A 22,320-nucleotide genomic window follows, 5' to 3' on the forward strand; every position below is an offset into this window, starting at 1 on the left:
CCGGTGCCGCCGCCGCTGGTGGCCCAGGTGAAGGCCTGGGCCGTGGCATCCCACTTGGCCACAAACACGTCATTGCTGCCCGCGCTGGTCAGGCGCGTGCCGCCAAAGCTCACCGAGCCCAAGAAGTTGCCCGTGATAAACACGTTGCCCCGGCTGTCGGTGGCCGTGGCGCGGGTGATGGAGGTGCCGCCCGTGCCGGGCTGGTTGTTGTTGCCGCTCAGGGCCAACTGCCAGGCGGGGGCCGGGGTCTGGGCCTGCGCCGCCCAGGGCAGCAGGGTCAGCAGCAACAAGAGGTGCCCCGCCACCAGCCGGCGGGTGCGGGCCGCGCAGGCGGCCAAAGAGAAGAAGTGCTTCATGCAAGCAACAGGACTGCCACGTCCGGGGGAAAAGGCCAGGACAAGAGCAACCGTTGCTGAAGGTCCGGTAGAAGATTGGGGAGAAGGTATTCCGGCAAAGCTACTACCGTTGAGGTTAGGTAACCAAGCGGGCGGGCGGGTTTTTGTCGGCAGCGGTGGCCCTAACGGCCTAAGTGCTACCGTTCCCACCCAGGCCCCGGGGCCGGCCCGGCCGGCTGGCCCCACGGCCCCGGCCGGCACGCAAAAAGCCGCCGCCCCGGCGGGGGCGGCGGCTTTTGCTCCAGGTGTATTGTGGGCCGGGCCGGGGGGACCTCACCCCCCGGCCCCCTCTCCTTGGGAGAGGGGGAGCCACGGCGGCGCGGCCGGAACCCTGGCAATTGACTGACGGCCGGCTCCCCCTCTCCCAAGGAGAGGGGGCGGGGGGTGAGGTCCCCACCACCCGCCCCCTACTGCACGATGCGCGCCAGCACCTCCGTGAAGGGCTGCTGGTCGGTGTCGCCGCCCACGGCGGCTACTTTGCAGTAGACCCGGTCGGCGGTTTTGCAGGCCGTGAGCAGCGCGTCGCCCTCGCGCACCACCACCACATACCACTCAATGTCGGGTAGGGTAGCATCGAGCGAGTAGAGATACTTGAGGGCCACGGCGTGGGGCGGGCGCTTGGCCTTGGCGCAGAGCGTGCCGGCCTGGGGCCCATCCACGAGCTGAAACTTGCCGGGCACCTCCAGCGTGGTGTGCCGCTCGCGCTCCTTGCTCAGGGTGAGGCCCGTGGAGAGCAGGGCCGCCTCATCGGTGGCGTAGAGGGAGTTGGCCAGCACAGCCACGGCGTTCAGGGCCTGGTTGAGGGCCAGGCGCAGCTGGGCCAGCTCGGCGGTCTGGGTAGGGGTGGCGTGCAGAATGCTCACGGCCGCCAGATACGGCGTCAGGGCGGCCTGCAGGGCATCGGTCTGGGGCTTGGCTTTGGGAAAGCGGGCGTTGCCCACCATGTTGGTCAGGCAGTTCTGGGCCAGCGGCCCGATGTCCATTTTGCTAACGGCATCATATGCGGTAATCAGTTTGCGGGAATTCATGGGAAGAAAGCAGGAAGAATAAAACAGCTAAACAACAGGCCGGTTGGCCGCGAAGCACTCGGTTTCTTCCTCACCACAGGGCCCCTTGCCGCTGCCCGATGCCGTTTTGCCGTTGGGCAACAGGCCGTTGCCCAACGGCAAAACGGTTTTGGTCTTGGGCAACGGCGTGTTGCCCAACGGCAAAATGATTTTGGTCGAGAGTAAAATGATTTTGCCCAAGACCAAAACCGTTTTGGTCGAGAGTAAAATCGTTTTGCCCAACGGCAAAATCATTTTGGTCTTGGGCAAAACGGTTTTGCCGTTGGGCAACACGCCGTTGCCCAACGGCAAAACCGTTTTGGTCGCAAGGAAAATGGTTTCGGTCTTGGGCAACGCGGCGTTGGCCCGCGCCAGAACGCAGGTAGTCCCGGCCGGCGCCCTGAGCAGGGAGAGGCATCCGCCAACCCGGACCGCCAGGCCGCCGGCCGCGCCGCCAAACGAGGGGCCGGGGGCAGGCACCACGGCCCGCCGGGGCCTTAGCGGCCCGCCAATGATAACCGGATAAACACACAGGACAGTAGCTACTTAGTCTATAAACGCGCCGGCCGCCGACGGGCTCCCCGCAGGGGGAGTCGCGCCTACGGCCGCGCCGCATTAAATATAGCTACCCGGGTTTCACTTCGTCTATTCGGCCGCCGAATTATTTTCCGGGGGCAGGCTCAGGCGCAGCAGGTTCAGCACCGCGCTGGTGGCGTACTCAATGTTGAGCTGGCGGCCGCGGTTGAAACTGATCTGGCGGGCCAGGGTCTGGTGCGCGTCGGCGTAGGCCAGCCAGAAGGTGCCCACGGGCTTGTCGGGGGTGCCGCCGTCGGGGCCGGCAATGCCGCTAGTGGCCAGGGCCACATCGGTGCCCAGGCGCTGGCGGGCGCCCTCGGCCATCTGGCGCACCACCGCCTCGCTCACCGCACCATGTGCAGCCAGGGTTTCGGTGCCCACACCCAGAAGGCTGGTTTTGACCGCGTTATCGTAGGCCACGATGCTGCCCCGGAAGTAGCGCGAGCTGCCCGCCACGCTGGTAAGCTTGTGGGCCACGTAGCCGCCGGTGCAGCTCTCGGCCGTGCCGATGGTGAGGCCGCGGGCGGCCAGCAGCTCGCCCACGGCCTGCTCCAGGGGGATGTCGGTTTCGGCGAAGATGTGGTTGCCCAGCTTCTCCCGCAGCGCCGGCAGCAGGGCCAGCATCCGGCCGCGCAGGTCGGGCTGGCCGTCGGCCTGGCCGGTAAGGCGCAGGCGCACGGCCCCCAGGCTGGGCAGGTAGGCCAGCTTCATATTGGGCGGCAGCGCGGCTTCCCAGTCGGCAATCTTCTCGGCCAGAAACGACTCGCCCAGGCCCACCGTCTGCACCACCACGTGCTCGATGGGCGGCACCTGGAAGTGGCGGGCCAGGCGCGGCAGCACCGTGTCGGTCATCATGCGCTTCATCTCGAAAGGCACGCCGGGCATACTCACAAACACGGTGCCCCGGTCCTCGAACCACATGCCGGGGGCGGTGCCCACCAGGTTGCGGATGGGCACGCAGGTGGCGGGCAGGTAGGCCTGCTGGCGGTTCACCTCCAGCATGGGCCGATTGAAGCGGGCAAAGATGGCTTCCACATCGCGCAGGGAGGCCTCGTGCAATACCAGCTCGGTGCCGAAGTACTCAGTGAGGATGTGCTTGGTCAGGTCGTCCTTGGTGGGGCCCAGGCCGCCGGTGGTCAGCACCACGTCGGCGCGGGTGCGGGCCAGGTCCAGGGCCGTCACAATTTCATCGGCGCGGTCCGACACGCTGGTAATCTGCCGCACCCGGATGCCGAGCTTGCCCAGCTCCTGCCCCAGAAAAGCGGAGTTGGTATCAATGACCTGTCCGTAGAGCAGTTCGTCGCCGATGGTGATGATTTCCGCGTTGGGCAGCTTGGGCATGGGGCGCAGGTTAGGAAGAAGAGGGAATTTGGTGCAATTTGTGCCCTTGAGCGAATAAGACCACCACAAAGGGCGTCTGGTTTTCGTTTTTTTTCTCTCTATGACCCGTTTTCGTATCCTCGTAGCCGTGGCGGCCCTGTCGCTGGCCGGTGCTCATGCCACCCAGGCCCAGACCACCAAGAAGACCACCACCACCAAAAAGACGACCACCGCCAAGAAGCCGGCCGTTAAGCCCAAGACTACGACCACCACCAAAACCACGGTGAAAGCCCCCGCGCCGGTGGTGCCCACGCTGCCACCCCTCACCGCCGACGATGCCAACTCGGCCCTGCACGAGGCCCTGACCACCAGCGTGACCAAGGCCGTGGCCGAGGCTAGCGCCGCCGACGGCTTCAACGCCAACGCCGACATTCGCCTGACGACCCCGCCCGAGGCCGAGCTGGTAGCCACCACCCTGCGCACGCTACGTCTGGGGGCTTTGGTCGATAATTTCGAGGTGGCTCTGAACCACGCCGCCGAAGCCGCCGCCGGGCAGGCCAAGCCCATCTTCGTGAATGCCATCCAGGGCCTCACGTTCTCCGATGCGCTGGGCCTGCTCACCACCCGCGAGCCCGACGCGGCCACCACGTATCTGCACGAGAAAACCGAGCCCCAGCTGCGGGCCGCCTTCACACCCATCATGCAGACAGCCCTGGAGCAGGCTGGTGCCACCCGGCTCTACGCCGAGATGGTGGCCCGCTACAACCGCATTCCGCTGGTCACCAAGCTCGACCCCAGCCTGACGCCCTACGCCACCCAGCAGACCATCAACGGCCTGTTCAGCCTCATTGCTTCCGAGGAAGGCCGCATCCGCATGAACCCGGCCGCCCGCACCTCCGAGCTGCTGAGCCGCACCTTCGGCCGCGGCAAGTAGCCGAAGCAGCAAAGCACCACTACCAAAAGGATTCGGCGCGCCACTTCCGGCGCGCCGAATCCTTTTTTGTTGGTGGCCGCGGCAGTGGTTTTTGGTCCGGTTTCTGTCTTAGCCCCGACACCGGCCGCGTTGGCTGGCTCCGTCTGCTCTTGCCTCGTTATGAAAAACCTCCGCTATTCCCTGCTCGTAGCCGCCGTGCTGGGGCTGCAAGTAAGCGCCTCGGCCCAGGTAATCCGGCTGCCCAAAATCGGCGACATCCTGCTGCCCAAGCCCGGTACTACTACCCGTACCACTACGCCTGGCGCCCCCGGCAGAGGCAGCCTGAGCCAGAACGAGGCCGCCCTGGGCCTGAAGGAAGCCCTCACCCAGGGCATCACCAAAGGTGCCGACCAGGCCTCGCGGCAGGATGGCTTCTACCTCAATAAGCTCATCCGCATCCCGTTCCCGCCTGATGCCCAGCGCGTGGCCACCACGCTCCGCGCCATCGGCCTGGGCGCCCAGGTCGATAAGTTCGAGCTGTCGCTCAACCGCGGGGCAGAAGACGCGGCCAAAAGCGCCAAGCCCATCTTTATTTCGGCTATCAAAAGCCTCACCTTCAGCGACGTGTGGGGCATCCTCACGGGCCAGAAGGACGCGGCCACCAACTACCTGCGCCGCACCACCACCGACCAGCTCACCACGGCTTTCAAGCCCATCATCCAGCAGAGCCTGGATAAGGTGAGCGCCACCCAGTACTACTCCGGCCTGGTGACGCGCTACAACCAGATTCCGCTGGTGAAGCCCGTGAACCCCGACCTGAACCAGTATGCCACCGAAAAAGCCATCGGCGGCCTGTTCACGCTCATTGCCCAGGAAGAAGCCAACATCCGCGAAAACCCCGTGGCCCGCACCACCCAGCTGCTGCGCCGCGTGTTCGGCGGGTCGTAGAGACCACCAAACCAAAAGACCTGTCATCCTGAGCAAAGCGAAGGACCTTCCTCGGTTAAGCGACAAACCTTTTGAAATGAGCAAAGCCCTTTACCACGCGAATGGTAAAGGGCTTTGGGCGTTGAAAGGCGAGTGCAGTAAACTGGGAGGAAGGTCCTTCGCTTTGCTCAGGATGACAGGTCTTTTGGTTTCACAAGCCAAGCGGCGACTTAATAATCGTCGTCGTCGTAGCGGCCTTTGCTGCGGCCGCGGCTGGTGTAGGTTTCTTCCTCGTCATCATCGGCAAACTCGTCGTCCTCGTCGTCGAGGCTGGAGAAGCTGCGGCTGCCGTCAGGATCTTCGGCGGCTTCGGCGGTGGCAAATTCGTCCTCCGTCATGCTGGCCAGGTCCAGGGCCTCGTCGTGGGACGAGCCTGTGTCGCGCCACATCAGGTAGTCGGCGTATTTGGCCGAAAGCCGGTCTTCGGAGCTGCCGCGGGTGGCCGCACCGCCGGATTTGGCAAAATTATCCAGCTCGTCGTCGTCGCCGAGCAGATCATCGTCGAGGTCGTCGTATTGTCTCATAGCCGTGTCAGGGCACTAATGGGTGAAAAAATGGAAAAAACTACGAAAGGCTTCCGGGCGCGAAGATACGGCACGACCGGGTTTGGGTTAATTGTCGGAGGGGAAAATAAGTTTCCCAAAGTGCCGCAGGATGCTCAAACCGGCAACTCCAGCCGCCGGTACACTTCGGCCAGCGGCAGCTCCAGGCTCAGCGCGGGCAGGGGCACTACGGCCTCCAGACCCTGGTACTCCTGAAACAGCCAGCTGCCCGCCGCCGCCCGCGAGTACACGGCAATGCTGACCCGCTGGCTGTCAACCAACACATAATGCTGCAGACTGGCAATGCTCTTGTAAAGCATGAACTTGCTGCCCCGATCGTTCTTGCCGGTGCTTTCCGACAGCACTTCCGCCAGCACCACCGGGTTGAGCAACGTGTCGAGGTAAGCTTCTTCCAGATACTCTTCTTTCCCGCATACCACCGATACGTCGGGGTAGGTGTAGAGGCCGTTGGCGGCCACATGCACGCGCATATCACTCGGAAACACGCTGCATTTGTCGCCAATACGGTTTCCCAGGCTAATAATCAGGTTTGAAACCAGCAGGTTGTGCGCCCGGCTGGCTCCCGACATGGCGAATACCTCGCCTTCATAATACAGGCTCTTGAAGTCGGCTGCCCGCTCAGCGGCCAGGTATTCTTCAGGCGTAATGTACGGTTTAGCTTGGGCTGACATCGGCGTGGGGTTTCACCAAAAATACGCAGCCGCCCCGACAATCGTAGCGCATCACCGGGCAGCCTGCGCCCCAAAATCCGTGACGCTGAGCTGCTGCGGGCAGAAATCGTATTCCTCCGGCACGTTGGAGCTGACCAGCACCAGGCGGCCGGGGGCGGTGGCGTGCACATGCTCACGATACCAGTCCATGCCGGTGCGGTCGAGGTTGGTGGTGGGCTCGTCGAGCAGGAGCAGAGGCGTATCGGCGTAGAGGGCCAGGGCCAGCTTGAGGCGCTGCTTCATGCCCGAGGAAAAGTCGCGGATCAGCTTGTGGCGCGACTTTTCCAGGTACATCAGCCCAATAAGGGCCTGGGGGCTGAGGCTGGGGCGCAGGGGCTTGAAGCGGGTATGAAAGTGCAGCAGCTCCGTCAGGGTCAGCTCCTCAATCAGCTCCAGATACGGGGCGCAGTAGGCCAGCAGGGGCGGCACGTCTTCCACGGCCACGGCGCGGCCGGCGTGCGAGTAGGCCAAAGTACCTTCGGAAGAGAGCAGCTGGCCGGAAATGGTGTTGAGCAGGGTGCTTTTGCCCGAGCCGTTGGGTCCCAGAATAGCGGTGGCGGTGCCGGGCTCGAAAACGTGGGTCAGGCCGCGGAAAATCCAATCCCGCTGGAAGCGCTTGCCCAGCCCGTTGGCTTCGATGCGCACCGCGTTAGTCGGCGCTGCTGCCGTTGCGGGAGTAGCCTTTGATCACGCCGCGGCCGGAGTTGCGCACGAAGTTCACCACCTCGTCGCGCTCGGGCGAGGGCAGCAGCTCCAGCTCAATCTTGTCCAGCGCGTCGTTGTTGTTCAGGCCGCTCATAAACAGCAGGCGGTAGAGCATCTGAATTTCGCTGATTTTCTGATCGGAAAACCCGCGGCGGCGCAGGCCGATGGAGTTGATGCCGCTGTAGGTGAGCGGCTCGCGGCCGGCTTTCACAAACGGCGGCACGTCTTTGCGCACCAGCGAGCCGCCCGAAATCATGGCATGCTGGCCCACTTTCACGAACTGGTGCACCGCCGAAGTGCCCCCAATGATGGCGTAGTCGCCGATTTCGACGTGGCCGGCCAGCTGCACGCCGTTGGCCAGCACGCAGTGGTTGCCGATGATGCAGTCGTGGGCCACGTGCACGTAGGCCATCAGCAGGCAGTTGGCGCCCACCACGGTCTTGAGCCGGTCCACGGTGCCGCGGTTCACCGTCACGCACTCCCGAATCACGGTGTTGTCGCCGATGTGAACGGTGGTTTTTTCGCCGGCAAACTTCAGGTCTTGGGGCATGGCGGCAATGACGGCGCCGGGGAAGATCTTGCAGTTTTTGCCGATGCGGGCCCCCGACATAATGGTCACGTTGGGCCCAATCCAGGTGCCTTCCCCGATTTCCACATCCTTGTCGATGGTCGTAAATGGTTCGACCACAACATTTTGGGCAATCTTGGCTTCGGGGTGAATGTAGGCGAGCGGCTGGTTCATTCTTTTCAATTAAAAATTGAGAATTAAAAATTAAGAATTGAAGCAAATGGCCTGTTCGCAAAGAGCCAGGGAAGCCATTTTTAATTCTTCATTCTTCATTTTTAATTTTCCTTCTTGACGATGGCGGCGCTCATTTCAGCTTCCATCACCACTTTGCCATTCACAAAGGCCTGGCCTTTCATTTTGGCGATGCCGCGCTTTACAGGGGCTAACAGCACGCAGCGGAAAATGATGGTGTCACCGGGCTTCACCATCTTGCGGAAGCGGCAGTTTTCGATGCCGATGAAGTAGGGCGTGTAGTTTTCCGGGTCGGGCACGGTGTTCAATACCAGAATGCCGCCGGTCTGAGCCATGGCCTCTACCTGCAGCACGCCCGGAAAAACGGGGTTGCCGGGGTAGTGGCCCTGGAAAAACGGCTCGTTCATCGTCACGTTCTTGATGCTCGTAACGGTGGTGGCATCCAGATGAATCACCTTGTCGATCAGCAGGAACGGGTAGCGGTGGGGCAGCACCTGCATGATCTGGTTGATGTCCATCACGGGCTCCCGGTTCGGGTCGTAGGTGGGCACCGGGGAGGCGTTGGCCTCCATCATCTTCTTCTTGATCTTCTTGGCAAAAGCCACGTTGGCGGCGTGGCCGGGGCGGGCGGCCAGAATCTGGCCCTTCAGCGGCCGACCCACCAGGGCCAGGTCGCCGACCAAGTCGAGGAGCTTGTGGCGGGCGGGCTCGTTTTTGTAGCGCAGGTCCACATTATTCAAAATGCCTTCCTTCTTCACGGCCACTTTGGGCTTGCCCAGCATGGTGGCCAGTCCGTCCAGCTCGTCTTCGCTCACCACGCGGTCCACCACCACAATGGCGTTGCTTAAATCGCCGCCCTTGATCAGGTTAGACTTGTAGAGCGCCTCCAACTCGTGCAGAAAGCAGAACGTGCGCGACGACGAGATTTCGGCCGTGAACTGCGAAATGTCGTTCAGCGAAGCGTGCTGCGAGCCCAGCACCGGCGAGTTGTAGTCCACCATCACCGTGAGGCGGTAGTCGTTCAGGGGCAGGGCGGCAATTTCCACGGCCCGGCCGTGCTCCACGTAGCGGATTTCCTCCGGAATCTCGAAGTAGTTGCGCAGCGCGTTCTGCTCTTCGAGGCCGGCTTCCATGATAGCCCGGATGAACTCGTAGCTGGAGCCATCCATGATGGGGGGCTCGGGGCCGTCGAGCTGAATCAGCACGTTATCAATCTGCAACCCGACCAGCGCGGCCAGCGTGTGCTCCACGGTATTCACGCGGGCGCCGTTCTGCTCGATGGTGGTGCCGCGGCTCAGATCCACTACGTTGTCCACGTCGGCATCCACGATGGGCTGGCCGGGCAAATCGATGCGCTGAAACTTATAGCCGTGGTTGACGGGCGCGGGGCAAAACGTCATGTTGGCCGTAACGCCGGTGTGCAGCCCAATCCCGCTCACGGTCACCGGGGCCTTTATCGTGTGTTGCTTGTCGTTCATTTGATCGGTTGTCAGTTGTTAGTTGTCTGTTGTCAGCTACCGGACTATCCTAAACAGAACTGACCTGACAACTGGCAACGAGCAACTGACAACTAAATAGGGCTGCAAAGCTAGGGCTTTTCCGTCGTCTGATTCTTATTCTCCAGATCACTCAGGCGGCGCTCCAGCTCGGGCAGGTGGCGGAAAACGGCGTTGGCCCGCAGGCTGTCGCGCAGGGCGAAGGCCGGGGAGCCCTGCAGCAGAATGCCTTCCGTCTTGGTGGATTTGCCCACGCCCGACTGCGCCGTAACGGTGGTGCGGTTGGCCAGCGTGAGGTGGCCGGCAATGCCGGTTTGGCCCGCCAGCACGCAGAAATCCCCGATTTTGGTGGAGCCCGAAATGCCCGACTGCGCCGCCACCACCGTGTGGCGCCCAATTTCCACGTTGTGGGCAATCTGCACGAGGTTATCAATCTTGGCCCCTTCGCGGATGATGGTGGCGCCCATCGTGGCGCAGTCGATGGTGGCATTGGCCCCGATGCTCACGTTGTCTTCCAGCACCACGTTGCCGATCTGCGGAATAGCACGGTAGGAGCCATCGGGCTGGGGTGCGAAGCCGAAGCCATCGGAGCCGACAACGGCGCCGGCGTGCACGGTGCAGCGGGCCCCAATGACGGTTTCGGCGTAAATTTTGGCCCCGGCATAGATGATGGTGCCGTCGCCGATTACGCACCGGTCGCCGATGTAGGCGTGGGGAAAAATCACCACATCGCGGCCGATGCGGCAGTTTTCGCCGATGTAGGAAAACGCGCCGCGGTAGTGGTTGTCGCCGATTTCGGAGCCGCTGCCCAGAAAGGCGGGCTCCTCCACGCCGCGCCGGCCGGTGCGGGTGGCCTGCTGGTAAAATTCGAGCAGGGTGGTAAAGCTGGTGTAGGGGTCGTCTACGCGAATCAGGGCCGTTTGCACGGGCTTGTGCAGCACCTGCGTGCGGCTCACAATCACGGCCGACGCGCCGGTGGTGTACAGGTAGGGCTCATACTTGGCATTGGCCAGAAAGGACAACGCGCCCGCCCGGGCTTCCTCGATTTTTGCCAACCGGTCAATGCGCTGCGTGGCGTCGCCTTCGACTGCGCCGTGCAGGACCTCCGCAATCTGGCCTACGGTAAATTCCATGGGTCAAAAGTAGCGGTTGGTTTTCGGTTTTTGGTTTTTGGCCGTCGAGGCTTGGTCTTTTTCGGCTGTCATCCTGAGCAAAGCGAAGGACCTTATGCCAGTGGAACGAGTCGTACTAACGATGATCGTTCTACACTGATAAGGTCCTTCGCAGGCTCACGATGACAGCCGAAAAAAATCAAGCCCCCACCAAACCAAGACTCTACCCCGCAATTTCCTTCGGGTAGCAGATGTAGTGCTTTTCCACGCGCTGGCCCAGGGCGCGGATGTTGGGCAAATCGGAGGCTTCGGCTACGTTCACGACGTGGCCGCGCTTGGTGAGTACCTCGATGGCATCCTTGCCGTCGGCGTCGTAGGCGTTGTTGCTGATGCGGCCGGCGAGCATGAGCTGGCTGGCGTCTTCCAGGGAAAGCCCGAAATGCTCGGTAATCAGCTCTACTACGCCCGCCTTGAACTCCTTGTCGAAGGGCTCGGTCTGGAGGATGATCTTGAAGAGCTTGCGGTCCAGAATGCTGCGCGCCATGTAGCTGAGGACTTTATCGGGGTGGTTTACCCACAGCTTTACGCCGCTCCACACGTCGGTATCGTCGAGCTGCACGAAGCGGTGCAGCACGGTGTCGTCCTGCTCAAAATCGGTGATGGTGACGGGCTTGCTCAGGAAAAAGTGCAGGTCGGGGGAGGCGGGCACCTCGTGGCCGGAGCGCACCAAGTCGCGGGCCCGCTGAATGATGCGGATAATCATTTGCTCGGCGCTGGTCACGGTTTTGTGCAGATACACCTGCCAGTACATCAGCCGCCGGCTCACCAGGAAATTCTCGATGCTGTACACGGCTTTTTCCTCCAGCACCAGCTTTTCATCGACCACCGTGAGCATCTTGATGAGGCGGTCGGCGCCGGGGCGGCCTTCCTGCACGCCGGTATAGAAGGAGTCACGGTTGAGGTAGTCGAGGCGGTCCATATCGAGCTGGCTGCTGACGAGCTGGTGGAAAAATGGCCTCTCGTAGGTGCCCTGGAAGATGCGGATGGCCAGATCGAGCTTGCCGCCATGCTCGGCGTTGAGCTTCTGCATCAGGTGCAGGCTCAGGTGCTCGTGGTGCACTTCGTGGAAAATGGCCGTTTCCAGGGCATGGGAGAGGGGGCCGTGGCCGATGTCGTGGAGCAGAATAGCAATGAGGGCGGCCTCGCCTTCCTTAGCCGAAATCTTCACGCCCTTGTCTTTGAGCGTGCGCAGGGCCAGCGTCATCAGGTGCATGGCTCCCAGCGCGTGGTGGAAGCGCGTGTGCAGCGCCCCCGGATACACAAACATGGTGAGGCCGAGCTGCTGAATGCGGCGCAGGCGCTGAAAATACGGATGCTCAATGAGGTCGAACAGCAGCTCAGTGGAGATGGTGACGAAGCCGTAAACCGGGTCGTTGAAGATCTTTTTTTTGTTCAATGGAGCAAATCTGGAGCACCGCCTTTGCGGCGGGCGTAGGAGCAGATAAAGACAAGGTTGGCGAGCCCGAATACGGCTGCCGCGGAAATCTGGGCCCGGCGGCTCCGGAACCCAAACCAACAATTTTTGGCTTCTTTACGGTGGAGTTAGCCCCGGAATAGCGGCTGGCGGTAATTTTTCATAACCAAAAGCCTCGGATTGGGAGTAAAGCTACTTATTGAACTTCATTTGCAACCTGGCCGCGCCGTTTCCCCTCCTTTGGGAGCGTAATCAGGCCGGGATTCGGCAAATGCAGCTGGTTTCACCCAACGCGTGGCTTGTAGCCGCGCCGTTTCCCATAAGTGCCTCTAAGACCCCAACATGCAGCGTTACTCCATACTCTGGGCCGATGATGAAATCGACCTGCTCAAGCCGCACATTCTCTTCCTGACCGAAAAGGGCTACGACGTGACCGGCGTAAATTCTGGGGCCGACGCCATCGAGCAGGTGCAGGAGCAGAATTTCGACATCGTATTTCTGGATGAGAACATGCCCGGCCTCACAGGCCTGGAAACCCTCACCGAAATCAAGGCCGCCAAGCCCACGCTGCCGGTCATTATGATTACTAAGAGCGAGGAAGAGCACATCATGGAGGATGCCATCGGCTCCAAGATTGCCGACTACCTCATCAAGCCCGTCAACCCGAACCAGATTCTGCTGAGCGTGAAAAAGGTGCTCGACAACAAGCGCCTGATTTCGGAGAAAACCAACAGCAGCTACCAGCGCGACTTCCGCCAGCTCGGCATGCAGCTCGGCGACCGGCTCTCGCCCCAGGAGTGGGCCGATGTATATAAGAAGCTCGTGTACTGGGAGTTGGAGATTGATGAAACCGAGGGCAAGAGCATGGCCGAGGTCTTCAACATGCAGAAGGACGAGGCCAATAACTACTTCTCCAAGTTCATTATGGACAACTACGAGGAGTGGGTGAACAAGGAAGTGGACGACGCGCCGCTGATGTCGCACGAGCTGTTCAAGGAGCGCGTGTTCCCGTATCTGAAGGAAACCGGCGACACGCCCGTGTACTTCCTGCTCATCGACAACCTGCGCTACGACCAGTGGAAAACGCTGGAGCCCATTATTGCCGAGCTGTTCACGGTGGATCAGGAGGAAATGTACTATTCCATTCTGCCCACCACCACGGCCTACGCCCGCAACGCCATCTTCTCAGGCATGATGCCCGGCGAAATTCAGAAGAAGTATCCCAACCTGTGGGTGAACGACGACGACGACGAGGGCAAGAACCTCAACGAGGCCGAGTTCATGGAAATCATGTTCCAGAAGGCCAACCAGAAGTACAAGTTCAGCTACAACAAGGTCACCAACCTGCAGGCCGGCAAGGACTTAGTAGGCAAGATGAGCAACCTGCACAACCAGTACAAGTGCAACGTCATCGTCTACAACTTCGTGGATATGCTCTCGCACGCCCGCACCGACATGGCCATGATCCGGGAGCTGGCCGCCGACGAATCGGCCTACCGCAGCCTGACCAAGTCGTGGTTTCTGCACTCGCCGCTGTATGAAATCATCCAGCAGATTGCCGAGAAAAAGGGCAAGATGATCATCACCACCGACCACGGCACCATCCGCGTGAAGCGCCCCTTCAAGATCGTGGGCGACCGGAACACCAACACCAACCTGCGCTACAAGCACGGCAAGAACCTGGGCTTCACCGACAAGGACGTGTACGTGGTGCGCAAGCCGGAGCGCATCTTCCTGCCCCGCGAAAACGTGAGCACCGCCTACGTCTTCACCCTGGGCGACTACTTCTTCGCCTACCCCAACAACTACAACTACTACGTGAACTACTACAAGGACACGTTCCAGCACGGCGGCATCTCCCTAGAAGAGGTGATTATCCCCTACATCACGCTGAGTCCAAAGGGGTAGTAGAGGCGGTTTTTACATATATGCGCAGTGGCGGGGTTCTTCGGAGTCCCGCCGCTTTTTTGTGGCCTAGAGCCAACCGACCCCGATAGCAGCCAGGGTTGGCGCGGAGTCAAACTGGGTAGGATGAAGCCGAAAACGGGAGGACTGGCGAAATCTTTTTCGCTCAGCACAAAGGATACTGCTTATTCCGAAATCAATTTCGGCGGTATGGGCTCTGAGAGGCTGGAAATGGACTTTGGCAGGCTGGCCCAGGGTTTGGAAAAAGGAGGGAGGAATTAATCCTTCACCCCAAACCGCTTGCGCCATGCACAACATAGATCGAACCCTGCAGGAGCTGGAAAGCCCGCTGGCCGGGGAATTTGAAAACGAATACGAGTACGGCGCCCAGGGCGAGTACGGCCAGGAGCTGGAGCTGGGGCAGGAGTTCAGCGGCGAAACCTATGAAACCAGCCAACAGGAGCAGCAGGAGCTGGAAATGGCCTACCAGCTGCTCGAAGTCAGCACGGAGCAGGAGCTGAGCCAGTTTCTGAGCAGCCTGATCAGCAAGGCGACCGGGGCGGCCTCGCGCTTCGTGGCTTCGCCGGCCGGCCGGGGCGTGGGCCAGTACCTGGTCGATTTTGGCAAGAAAACGCTGCCCCAGCTGGCAGGCCAATACGGCGGGCAGGCCGGGGGCTCGGCCGGCGGCCGGCTCGGTGCGGCCATCGGAGGGCGGTTTGGGGCTACCGGGGCCCGCCTGGGCAATTGGGCCGGGCAGAAAGCCGGCAGCTGGGCCGGCACCCAGGCCGGCGACTGGCTGGCCGGCAACGCCCAACGCATCTTCAACCTGGAACTGGAGGCCCTGAGCCCCGAAAACCAGGAGCTGGAAATCGCGCAGTCCTTCGTGCGCTTCGCCACCGACGTGGCCAAGCGCGCCAGCCAGGCCGTGCAGCAGAACCCCGGCATCAGCCTGGGCCAGCTCGGCCAGCAGGTGCTCAACGCCTCGGCGGCCCGGCACGCGCCCGGCCTGCTTCGCGGCGGCCTAAAGCCCGCCGCGCCCACCGCCGCCCGCCCCCGCGCCAACAGCGGCACCTGGGTCCGGCGCGGCAACGCGCTGGTAATTCTAAACGCCTAAACGGTGAGATGGTGAGATAGTGAGTTGGTGAGATAGTGAGTTGTCGTTCTGCTGGCGCGGAACGGCGCTACCGGCACCAGCTGCGTCACCAGCGCGGATTGAACATCAAACTCACCATCTCACCATCTCACTATTTCACCACTTCACCACTTCACCACTTCACCCTTCACCACTTCGCAATTTCACTCTTTACCCCTACAGTCATGTACAACAACGAGTTTGCGCAGGAATTTGAGGCCGCCCTTGGCCAGGAGCAGCAGGAGTATGGCTCCCACGAAACCTATGAGTTCAACCCCGAATTCGTGGGGGAAATGAGCGGCGAGACGTTCGAGATGAACGGGGAGCAGGAGCTCAACGAAACCCAGGAAATGGAGCTGGCTCACGAGCTGCTCGAAGTTAGCAATGAGCAGGAGCTGAACATGTTCTTGGGCAAGCTGATCAAGAGCGCGGGGAGGGCCGTCGGCAACTTTGCCCGCTCGTCGGTGGGGCGGGGGCTGGGCAACATCCTCAAAACCGTGGCCAAAAAGGCGCTGCCCATTGCCGGCGGGGCGCTGGGCTCCCTGGTTGGGGGGCCGCTGGGCGGCATGATCGGCAATAAGCTGGGCTCGGCAGCCAGCAACCTCTTCGAGCTGGAGCTGGAAGGGCTAAGCCCCGAAGACCAGGAGTTTGAAATGGCCCGCGCCTATGTGCGCTTCGCCAACTCTGCGGCCAGCCGCGCCGCCAACATGCAGCGCCGCCGGCCCGGCATGGCTTCCGCCGGCCTGCTGCGCCTGGCCCTGGGCCAGGCCGCCCGCCAGCACGCGCCGGGGCTGCTGCGGCAGCGTGCCTACTACGGCCGCCGGCCCCGCCGGGGCTACGCGGCCAATGGCTACGCGCCCCAGGATATGAACGGCAACGGCTTCGATCAGAACGGCTTCGGGCAGGATGGCAACGATGACAATGGTTCGGGCGGCTTCGGAATGCAGGGCACCTGGACGCGCCGGGGCCGCACGCTGACGATTCAGCTCTAGGCCATGCGCCGCGCCGCCGACACCCAGTTTCTGGTCAATGAGGCCCTGGCGCTGCTGAGCCGGCTGCAAACGGTCCGCTCATTTGCGCTTAGCACGCCCATGGTGCTGGCCGCAGCCGTGTCGGCGCCTGCGCAGGCGGCCATCAACAGCCACCTGGCCCACATTGCCTTCGGGCTGCGCCGCAAGCTGAAAGCCTTTATCAGCTGGCTGCGCAGCCCCGAAAGCCAGGCCACCGACGCCGAGAAAGCCCAGGCCCGCTACGTGCTGCTCAAGCTGCGCTTCAACAGCCTGCTCGACCAGTTCGACATCTTCGCCGACGTGCTCAGCCAGCGCGGCGAGCACGGCACCGGCACCTGGCTGGCCGGCCTCGACGTGCTGGCCGAAGATGCCCTGCACCTGCCCGGCGGCTACTACGAGCCCCCGCCGCTGATCTGCTTTCTGGAGCGCGGGCACGGGGCCGCCATCCGCCGGGCCCGCACCCGCCTGCCCGGCGGCGACGACAACCCGGTGGGCGTGATTCAGATTCCGCGGGAGCGGATGGTGGGCAGCGGCATCGCCTCCTCGCTCATTCATGAAGTGGGCCACCAAGGCTCCGAGCTGCTGGACCTGACCACCACCATCCGGGCCGAAATCGATAAGAAAGTGGCGGCCGGCGGCCCGGCGAAGGTGGCCTGGCAGCTGCTGAGTCGCTGGCTCAACGAAATCCTGTCGGACTTCTGGGCGCTGGGCCACCTGGGCATCGGGGCCACCTACGGCCTGATGAGCGTGGTGAGCTTGCCCAGCTACTTCGTCTTCCGCATCGGCACCGACGGGCCCCACCCGTTTCCCTGGATCCGGGTGCGCCTGAGCATTGCCCTAGGCGAGGCCCTGTTCCCGCACCGGCAGTGGGCCGACCTCACCCGGCAGTGGTCGGCGTTGTACCCTACCGATGGGCTGCCCTCGGGCAAGCAGCAGCTGATCGGGCAGCTGGTGGCGCTGCTGCCGGAGTTTGCCCAGCTGGTGGTGCGGCACCGCTCGCCAAGCCTGCGCGGGCAGCCGCTGGCGGGGCTGTTTCCGGTGGCCCAGCGGCAGCCGGCGCGGCTGCGGGCGTTGTACCGGCAGTGGCAGGCCCGGCCCGCGCTGCGCGAAGACTGCGCGCCCTCGCTGGTGTTTGCCGTCATCGGGCAGGCCAAGGCCGACGGCCGCATTACGGCCGGCGAGGAGGCGCGGGTACTCACCGGCCTGCTCACCCGCTGGGCACTGAACCGGGCCCGCAACTACTGCGGACTAGCCCCGCCCGCCGGGGCCCCGCCGCCCGCCGGCGCTTCTTCCCCTCACCCTTTAATCAGCAGAAGTCATGAACCGCAATTTAGTAACTGATGCCACCCAGGTTTCGCTCGGCGACAGCTCCACGCTGACGCTGGAACTGAGCACGGAAGCGGCGGAAACCTCGCTCAGCAAGGCGCTGAGCGGCCCCGACGCGAAGGGCAGCCTGTATCTGGCCTTCGACAACCTGACCTCCGATGCCCAGGTCCAGGGCTTCAACTTCGACTATAAGGTCGAAAAGGACCTGCTCATCATCAAGCCCCGCTCAGTAATGACGGGCGGCGACCTGTTCAGCAAGCTGAGGCTGCTGACGGATAAAATCAGCCTGAAAAGCCTGTCGTCGGTGACTATCGAGTGGCAGGTGGATGGCTGGGAGCAGGAGGGCACCTACCACCTCACCGGCCACGTGCGGGTGGGCGACAACGGGGAAAACCGGGACTTCGGCCCCGAGAAGCTCCAGGTGGCCGAGCTGGAAGCCGAGCGGCCCGTGCGCGTGACCTTGGGCGAGGCCAGCCGCGAAGACACTTCCGATGAAGGCCTCTGGGACCTCATCAAGCGCCGCACCCTCGACTTCAACCGCTACCGCGCCTTCATCGACAGCGTGCTGTGCAACGTGGACTCGCCGAATTACGCGCAGATAGTGGCAGCCAACAGCCGCGTGCCTTTCAACCGGCTGGCTTCCTACGCCATGCTGCGCCACGCCACCGAGCTGTATCTGATGCAGGAGGCCGGCCTGGCCGTGACGATGCCCACCTTCCCGCTGCCCGGCGGGGGCGGCAACCTGAACCTGCCGCCGCGCCGCAGCTCGGCCGCCGCCCGCCGCCTCAGCGACGCCCGCCGCAGCCTCAGCGAGCTGCGCGAGGAATACCTGCAGGAACTTGAAAAGGAGGAAGGCCGCGTGCTGCCTTATTTCAACCTGATCAAGCAGAAGCTCTCCGAAGTACCGCTCAAAACCACCAGCGACCTGGGCGGCCTGGGCCCGGATGTCTGCTACGGCATTCTGAAATCCAAGCTGGAAGCCCCGCCGCTGCTGGAGCTGATCTGGTCGTACTGGCACGAGGAGGGCGGGCTGGTGCAAACTATGAACGCCATCAGCCTGCGCTTCCAGAACGTGCGCCAGCACGGCCGCGGCCAGGATCCGCTGGCGGGGCTCAACATCGACCCGCTGCGCCCGCTCAGCAACCTGATCTGGGGCTACATCGAGGATGAGCGCAACCGCCTGACCCTGAACCGCCGCAACCTGGAGTACCAGTACGAATATGGCATCGGGCTCATCGGGCGGGCCGTGCAGACCATTCCGGTGGCCGAGCACCGCACGTTTTTCCTGCGCGGGTTCCACAGCCTGCTGCGGGCCGCCACCGAGTTCTACCAGCAGGCCAACTTCACCACCGTCATCCCCGACGGCTTCCCGGTGCTCAACCACCTGCGCGAGGTGCACCTGGTGCTGGCCGAAGGGGCTCACAACCAGTACGGCGACCTGCCCTGGACGGCCCGGGCCGAGATGCTGGTGCAGCAGTGGCTGCTGGCCCGGCCCGAGATGCGCGAGTTTCTGGGCGGCCGCGTGATGGTGCCCTACACCGAGCCCTGGATGGACCGGGTGGACAACATGAAGCAGCTGCAGGGCTGGAACCCGGCCAACGTCAGCCACTTCCACGACCTGGGCACCTTCGGCGAGCAGCTGCTGCTGAGCATCCGCTACGGCTCCTGGAACGACCCGAGTGTGGGGGCCGCCAACGCCGCCAACTGGGCCCACAGCTGGCGTCACGCCATTCAGCGCTACATCCACGCCTACAAGGCCGTCACCGGCGTCGACCTGGCTTCCGACATCGTGGATGCCCGCCTGAACCTGCCCGACAACGAGGAGCGCTACCTTGAGCCCGCCCAGCTGATTGAGCGGCAAACGGCCATGCAGCAACAGCAGCTGCGCCGCAACCAGCGGCTCAGCGGCCCCATGGCCTCGCCCAACTTCGGGCAGGCGCTGCCGGGCCGGGTGCCCCTGCCCCGCGGCAACGGCTTCCTGGAGTAGGCCGTGGACTTTACCTCGGCGTTGTACCTGGGGGCTCGGCCCGTCACGTTTCCCGCCGGCCTGCTGCTCACTTCGGGCCGGCCGGCGGCGCTGCAAGAGCCGCCCTGGCAGCGCCAAGTAGGTCAGGCGGTGGCCCGGCGGCAGGGCCTGGAAGCGGGCCTGCTGGCCCCCTCCACGCTCCACCTGTTCTGGGACGTATTCCGGTTAGCGCCCCGCTCGGCCGTTATTTTTATCGATCAGACCATGTACCCGGTGGGGCAGTGGGGCAGCCAGCGGGCCGCGCTGCGCGGGCTGCCGGTGGTGCCCTTCCGCGCCGCCGACCTGCCGGGGCTGGCGCGCCGGCTGCACGTCTGCCGACAGCAGGGCCGAACCCCCTGGCTGCTGACGGACGGCTGGAACCTGGCGGCCGGCCGCCCGGCCCCGCTGGCCCGCTACCTGGCCCTGCTCGCCCCGGACCCCGCCGGCGTGCTGCTAGTTGATGACACGCAGGCGTTCGGCGTGCTGGGGGCGCGGCCCGATGATGCGATGCCGCTGGGCTCCGGCGGGGGCGGGAGCCTGCCGTACCTGGGGCTGCGCAGCGGCAAGATTCTCACCATCACCTCCCTGGCCAAGGGCCTCGGGGTGCCGGTGGCGGTGCTGGCCGGCAGCGCCGCCCGGCTGGCCTGCTTCGAGCGGCGCAGTGAGGTGCGGGTGCATACCAGCCCGGTTTCCAACCTGCACGCCTGGGCCGCCCAGGAGGCGCTACGCCACGATGCCCGCCACGGCGACGCCGCCCGGCACCAGCTCGGGCAGCGCATCACCGCGTTTCGGCAGGCGCTGACCACGGCCGAAATTGAGCCGCTGGGCGGAATGTTTCCGGTGCAGCGGCTGCTTTTGCCCCGCGCTACGGCGGCCCTGGCGCTGCACGAGCAGCTGCGCCGGCAGGGTATCCGGGCGCTGCTGCTGGCCGATGAGGGGCGGCCCGCCGTGCCCCAGCTAGCCTTCTGCCTGCGCGCCGACCACTCGCCGGCCGACATCGGCCGCGTTACGCGCTGCCTGGCGGCGCTGGCCCGCTCCACCGACTGGTTTTCCCCGACTGCCCATGTCCTTATCCGCCATGAACATGCTCCTGAACTCTAACGCCACCCACCGCTCCGGGACTACGGCCAGCGCCGTTGCCAACGTGTATACCAAGGGCGGGCAAACCCTGCGCGTACCGCTGCGCCGGGCGCCCGCCGGCCCCGGCTGCGCCGGCCACCCCGAGCAGCAGCTCATGCGCTGGTTTAACCGCCGGGCGGCCGCCGAGCCGGGCTTTCCGGTGCGGGTGCGCAGTATTCTGATTATCAGCACTACCAGCGGCTGCGCGCCGTGCCGGCAAGCGCTGCTGCGGTTTCTGGGCCGCTACCGGCTGGCCGAGAAGCTGCGGCTGCTGGTCCGCCCCGGCTCCGCGGGTGGCTGCGGATGCCGCCGCTGCCGGTCGGCGGCTAATGTAGCAGCAGAAACCACGCTGCTGGAATCATGGCTGGGTGAGCTGGCTCCGGAAATGGCGGGGGAAAGTGTTGTTCAGGAAGCCGTGGGGCCGTACCGGCAGGTGCGGGGGCACCACATCCACCAGTCGGCCAGCTACGGGGTGGGCGGGGCGGCCCGCACCAACCCCAACCACCGAGCGGCCGTGGCCATTGCCCAGGGCGTACCCGGCTTCACCCACGCCCAGCATCACCGGGCCGCGGCGCTGCAGCGCTACCTCAACCAGGCGTACCGGGGTAAAAATCTGCGCCAGCAAACGGGCGGCGTCAGGGTGCAGGGCGGCGGAACCGGCCGGCTGGCGCCCGCGGCCAACCCGTGGTTTGAGGATCAGAAAGCCTACTACGCCCTGCGCGCCGCCGGCAAAACGCCGGCCGAAGCGTTGCGGCTCGTGCAGCTGTCGGCCCGGCAGCTGGCGGCGGCCGGGAGCCGGCCGGTGCGGGTGCCCAGCCGCTGAAACCCTCTATTTCCTTTTCGCCATGCTGATCATCGACTGCCACTGCCACGCGGGCAAAGGCGACGGCCTCACCGGCCCCTGGGACACCGACGCGCCGCTGGAGCATTACCTCGGCTGGGCCCGCGAAGCCGGCATTCAGCGCACGGTGCTCTTCGCCGCTTTTCATTCCGACTATGCCCTGGCCAACCGCCAGGTAGCCCGGCTGGTGCGCCAGAATCCGGCGCGGTTCTACGGCTTTGCCTTCGTGCACGCCCAGCGCGACCGGGGCCGGGTGCTGGAAATGGTGACCACGGCCGTGCAGCAGTACGGCTTCGTGGGCATCAAGTGCCACCGCTACGACGCGCGCATCAGCCGCGAAATCTGCGACGTGGCCCGCGCTTTCCGCCTGCCGGTGCTCTACGACGTGGTGGGCGAAATTGCGGTGGTGGAGCTGCTGGGCGAGCAGTACCCTGACGTGAACTTCATCATCCCGCACCTGGGCTCTTTTTCCGACGACTGGCGCGCCCAGGCCGGCCTAATCGACCAGCTCGTGCGCTTCCCCAACATCTACACCGACACCAGCGGAGTGCGCCGCTTCGACATCCTGGAGCGGGCCGTGGCGCGGGCCGGGGCCCGCAAGTTCCTGTTCGGCTCCGACGGCCCCTGGCTGCACCCCGGCGTGGAGCTGGCCAAAATCGAAGCCCTGCACCTGCCGGAAGCCGATGCCCGGCAGGTGCTGGCCGGCAACCTGCTGCGCCTCATCGGCCAGGTGCGCCCCGAGCCGGCCCGCCCCCCGCGCATCGCCGTAGCCGCCGAAGCCGCCACCGAATGGCGCGACCCGTGGCTTATGGTGAAATTGTGAGATGGTGAAATTGTGAGATGGTGAGATAGTGAGATGGTGAGATAGTGAGATGGTGAGATAGTGAGATGGTGAGTTGTCGTTCTGATTGCGTTAATGGCGCCG

Annotated in this window: 20 protein-coding genes and 1 pseudogene; 10 read left to right on the forward strand and 11 right to left on the reverse strand. The window is 63.8% G+C overall.

What is annotated here, in order from left to right; translation table 11 throughout:
- From BUB62_RS13720 to BUB62_RS13735, 4 genes and pseudogenes are all read right to left on the reverse strand, one after another.
- Positions 1–356 (reverse strand): annotated as a pseudogene (locus BUB62_RS13720) (hypothetical protein); the annotation flags it as partial.
- A 446-nt stretch (positions 357–802) separates the two neighbouring features.
- Positions 803–1,423, reverse strand: coding sequence for a hypothetical protein (locus tag BUB62_RS13725; protein WP_073111002.1), 621 nt, complete (start codon positions 1,421–1,423; stop codon positions 803–805).
- 27 nt (positions 1,424–1,450) lie between these two features.
- Positions 1,451–1,924, reverse strand: a complete 474-nt coding sequence (locus BUB62_RS13730) for a hypothetical protein (protein WP_143164179.1) — start codon at positions 1,922–1,924, stop codon at positions 1,451–1,453.
- Positions 1,925–2,086: 162 nt separating this feature from the next.
- On the reverse strand, positions 2,087–3,358 hold the full coding sequence (locus BUB62_RS13735) for a competence/damage-inducible protein A (protein WP_073111005.1): 1,272 nt from the start codon (positions 3,356–3,358) through the stop codon (positions 2,087–2,089).
- Between the two features lie 100 nt (positions 3,359–3,458).
- On the opposite strand from BUB62_RS13735, the gene BUB62_RS13740 reads away from it, so the two are divergent.
- Complete coding sequence (locus BUB62_RS13740) at positions 3,459–4,271, forward strand: DUF4197 domain-containing protein (protein ID WP_073111007.1); 813 nt, start codon at positions 3,459–3,461, stop codon at positions 4,269–4,271.
- Positions 4,272–4,430: 159 nt separating this feature from the next.
- Complete coding sequence (locus BUB62_RS13745) at positions 4,431–5,198, forward strand: DUF4197 domain-containing protein (RefSeq protein ID WP_073111009.1); 768 nt, start codon at positions 4,431–4,433, stop codon at positions 5,196–5,198.
- Positions 5,199–5,407: 209 nt separating this feature from the next.
- On the opposite strand, the gene BUB62_RS13750 is transcribed toward BUB62_RS13745, so the two are convergent.
- From BUB62_RS13750 to BUB62_RS13780, 7 genes are all read right to left on the reverse strand, one after another.
- Complete coding sequence (locus BUB62_RS13750; protein ID WP_073111011.1) at positions 5,408–5,761, reverse strand: hypothetical protein; 354 nt, start codon at positions 5,759–5,761, stop codon at positions 5,408–5,410.
- A 134-nt stretch (positions 5,762–5,895) separates the two neighbouring features.
- Positions 5,896–6,471 carry a Uma2 family endonuclease gene (locus BUB62_RS13755; RefSeq protein ID WP_073111013.1) on the reverse strand — a complete coding sequence of 192 codons (576 nt, stop codon included), beginning with the start codon at positions 6,469–6,471 and terminating at the stop codon, positions 5,896–5,898.
- Between the two features lie 51 nt (positions 6,472–6,522).
- On the reverse strand, positions 6,523–7,155 hold the full coding sequence (locus tag BUB62_RS13760) for an ABC transporter ATP-binding protein (protein ID WP_073111015.1): 633 nt from the start codon (positions 7,153–7,155) through the stop codon (positions 6,523–6,525).
- A 4-nt stretch (positions 7,156–7,159) separates the two neighbouring features.
- Positions 7,160–7,957, reverse strand: coding sequence for an acyl-ACP--UDP-N-acetylglucosamine O-acyltransferase (gene lpxA, locus BUB62_RS13765; RefSeq protein WP_073111017.1), 798 nt, complete (start codon positions 7,955–7,957; stop codon positions 7,160–7,162).
- 101 nt (positions 7,958–8,058) lie between these two features.
- On the reverse strand, positions 8,059–9,453 hold the full coding sequence (locus tag BUB62_RS13770) for a bifunctional UDP-3-O-[3-hydroxymyristoyl] N-acetylglucosamine deacetylase/3-hydroxyacyl-ACP dehydratase (RefSeq protein ID WP_073111019.1): 1,395 nt from the start codon (positions 9,451–9,453) through the stop codon (positions 8,059–8,061).
- Between the two features lie 110 nt (positions 9,454–9,563).
- On the reverse strand, positions 9,564–10,604 hold the full coding sequence (lpxD, locus tag BUB62_RS13775) for a UDP-3-O-(3-hydroxymyristoyl)glucosamine N-acyltransferase (protein ID WP_073111021.1): 1,041 nt from the start codon (positions 10,602–10,604) through the stop codon (positions 9,564–9,566).
- Between the two features lie 202 nt (positions 10,605–10,806).
- Positions 10,807–12,039 carry an HD domain-containing protein gene (locus BUB62_RS13780; RefSeq protein WP_073111022.1) on the reverse strand — a complete coding sequence of 411 codons (1,233 nt, stop codon included), beginning with the start codon at positions 12,037–12,039 and terminating at the stop codon, positions 10,807–10,809.
- Between the two features lie 360 nt (positions 12,040–12,399).
- Here BUB62_RS13780 and porX point away from each other — a divergent pair, with 360 nt between their 5' ends.
- The 8 genes from porX (at position 12,400) to BUB62_RS13825 (ending at position 22,218) form a co-directional block, all read left to right on the forward strand.
- Entirely contained in the window at positions 12,400–13,965 is a 1,566-nt protein-coding gene (porX, locus tag BUB62_RS13785; RefSeq protein WP_073111024.1) for a T9SS response regulator signal transducer PorX, read from the forward strand.
- A 304-nt stretch (positions 13,966–14,269) separates the two neighbouring features.
- On the forward strand, positions 14,270–15,076 hold the full coding sequence (locus BUB62_RS13795; RefSeq protein ID WP_073111028.1) for a hypothetical protein: 807 nt from the start codon (positions 14,270–14,272) through the stop codon (positions 15,074–15,076).
- 203 nt (positions 15,077–15,279) lie between these two features.
- Positions 15,280–16,086, forward strand: coding sequence for a hypothetical protein (locus BUB62_RS13800; protein ID WP_073111030.1), 807 nt, complete (start codon positions 15,280–15,282; stop codon positions 16,084–16,086).
- A gap of 3 nt (positions 16,087–16,089) precedes the next feature.
- On the forward strand, positions 16,090–17,445 hold the full coding sequence (locus BUB62_RS13805; protein WP_073111031.1) for a hypothetical protein: 1,356 nt from the start codon (positions 16,090–16,092) through the stop codon (positions 17,443–17,445).
- Entirely contained in the window at positions 17,423–19,417 is a 1,995-nt protein-coding gene (locus tag BUB62_RS13810) for a hypothetical protein (protein WP_073111033.1), read from the forward strand. The genes BUB62_RS13805 and BUB62_RS13810 overlap by 23 nt, the downstream gene beginning before the upstream one ends.
- Positions 19,418–19,420: 3 nt before the next feature.
- Positions 19,421–20,536, forward strand: coding sequence for an aminotransferase class I/II-fold pyridoxal phosphate-dependent enzyme (locus tag BUB62_RS13815; protein ID WP_143164180.1), 1,116 nt, complete (start codon positions 19,421–19,423; stop codon positions 20,534–20,536).
- Entirely contained in the window at positions 20,520–21,377 is an 858-nt protein-coding gene (locus tag BUB62_RS13820) for a hypothetical protein (protein ID WP_143164181.1), read from the forward strand. Before BUB62_RS13815 ends, BUB62_RS13820 begins: the two co-directional genes overlap by 17 nt.
- 22 nt (positions 21,378–21,399) lie before the next feature.
- Entirely contained in the window at positions 21,400–22,218 is an 819-nt protein-coding gene (locus BUB62_RS13825) for an amidohydrolase family protein (protein WP_200799932.1), read from the forward strand.
- Positions 22,219–22,320: the final 102 nt, after the last annotated feature.

Source organism: Hymenobacter daecheongensis DSM 21074, from assembly GCF_900141805.1.
GTDB classification, from domain to species: Bacteria; Bacteroidota; Bacteroidia; order Cytophagales; family Hymenobacteraceae; genus Hymenobacter; species Hymenobacter daecheongensis.

Coding starts and splice junctions, on each gene's coding strand:
- BUB62_RS13725 (WP_073111002.1), bottom strand. CDS start 1,423: ATGAATTCCCGCAAACTGATTACCGCATATGATGCCGTTAGCAAAATG.
- BUB62_RS13735 (WP_073111005.1), bottom strand. CDS start 3,358: ATGCCCAAGCTGCCCAACGCGGAAATCATCACCATCGGCGACGAACTG.
- BUB62_RS13740 (WP_073111007.1), top strand. CDS start 3,459: ATGACCCGTTTTCGTATCCTCGTAGCCGTGGCGGCCCTGTCGCTGGCC.
- BUB62_RS13745 (WP_073111009.1), top strand. CDS start 4,431: ATGAAAAACCTCCGCTATTCCCTGCTCGTAGCCGCCGTGCTGGGGCTG.
- BUB62_RS13750 (WP_073111011.1), bottom strand. CDS start 5,761: ATGAGACAATACGACGACCTCGACGATGATCTGCTCGGCGACGACGAC.
- BUB62_RS13755 (WP_073111013.1), bottom strand. CDS start 6,471: ATGTCAGCCCAAGCTAAACCGTACATTACGCCTGAAGAATACCTGGCC.
- lpxA (WP_073111017.1), bottom strand. CDS start 7,957: ATGAACCAGCCGCTCGCCTACATTCACCCCGAAGCCAAGATTGCCCAA.
- BUB62_RS13770 (WP_073111019.1), bottom strand. CDS start 9,453: ATGAACGACAAGCAACACACGATAAAGGCCCCGGTGACCGTGAGCGGG.
- lpxD (WP_073111021.1), bottom strand. CDS start 10,604: ATGGAATTTACCGTAGGCCAGATTGCGGAGGTCCTGCACGGCGCAGTC.
- porX (WP_073111024.1), top strand. CDS start 12,400: ATGCAGCGTTACTCCATACTCTGGGCCGATGATGAAATCGACCTGCTC.
- BUB62_RS13795 (WP_073111028.1), top strand. CDS start 14,270: ATGCACAACATAGATCGAACCCTGCAGGAGCTGGAAAGCCCGCTGGCC.
- BUB62_RS13800 (WP_073111030.1), top strand. CDS start 15,280: ATGTACAACAACGAGTTTGCGCAGGAATTTGAGGCCGCCCTTGGCCAG.
- BUB62_RS13805 (WP_073111031.1), top strand. CDS start 16,090: ATGCGCCGCGCCGCCGACACCCAGTTTCTGGTCAATGAGGCCCTGGCG.
- BUB62_RS13810 (WP_073111033.1), top strand. CDS start 17,423: ATGAACCGCAATTTAGTAACTGATGCCACCCAGGTTTCGCTCGGCGAC.
- BUB62_RS13820 (WP_143164181.1), top strand. CDS start 20,520: ATGCTCCTGAACTCTAACGCCACCCACCGCTCCGGGACTACGGCCAGC.
- BUB62_RS13825 (WP_200799932.1), top strand. CDS start 21,400: ATGCTGATCATCGACTGCCACTGCCACGCGGGCAAAGGCGACGGCCTC.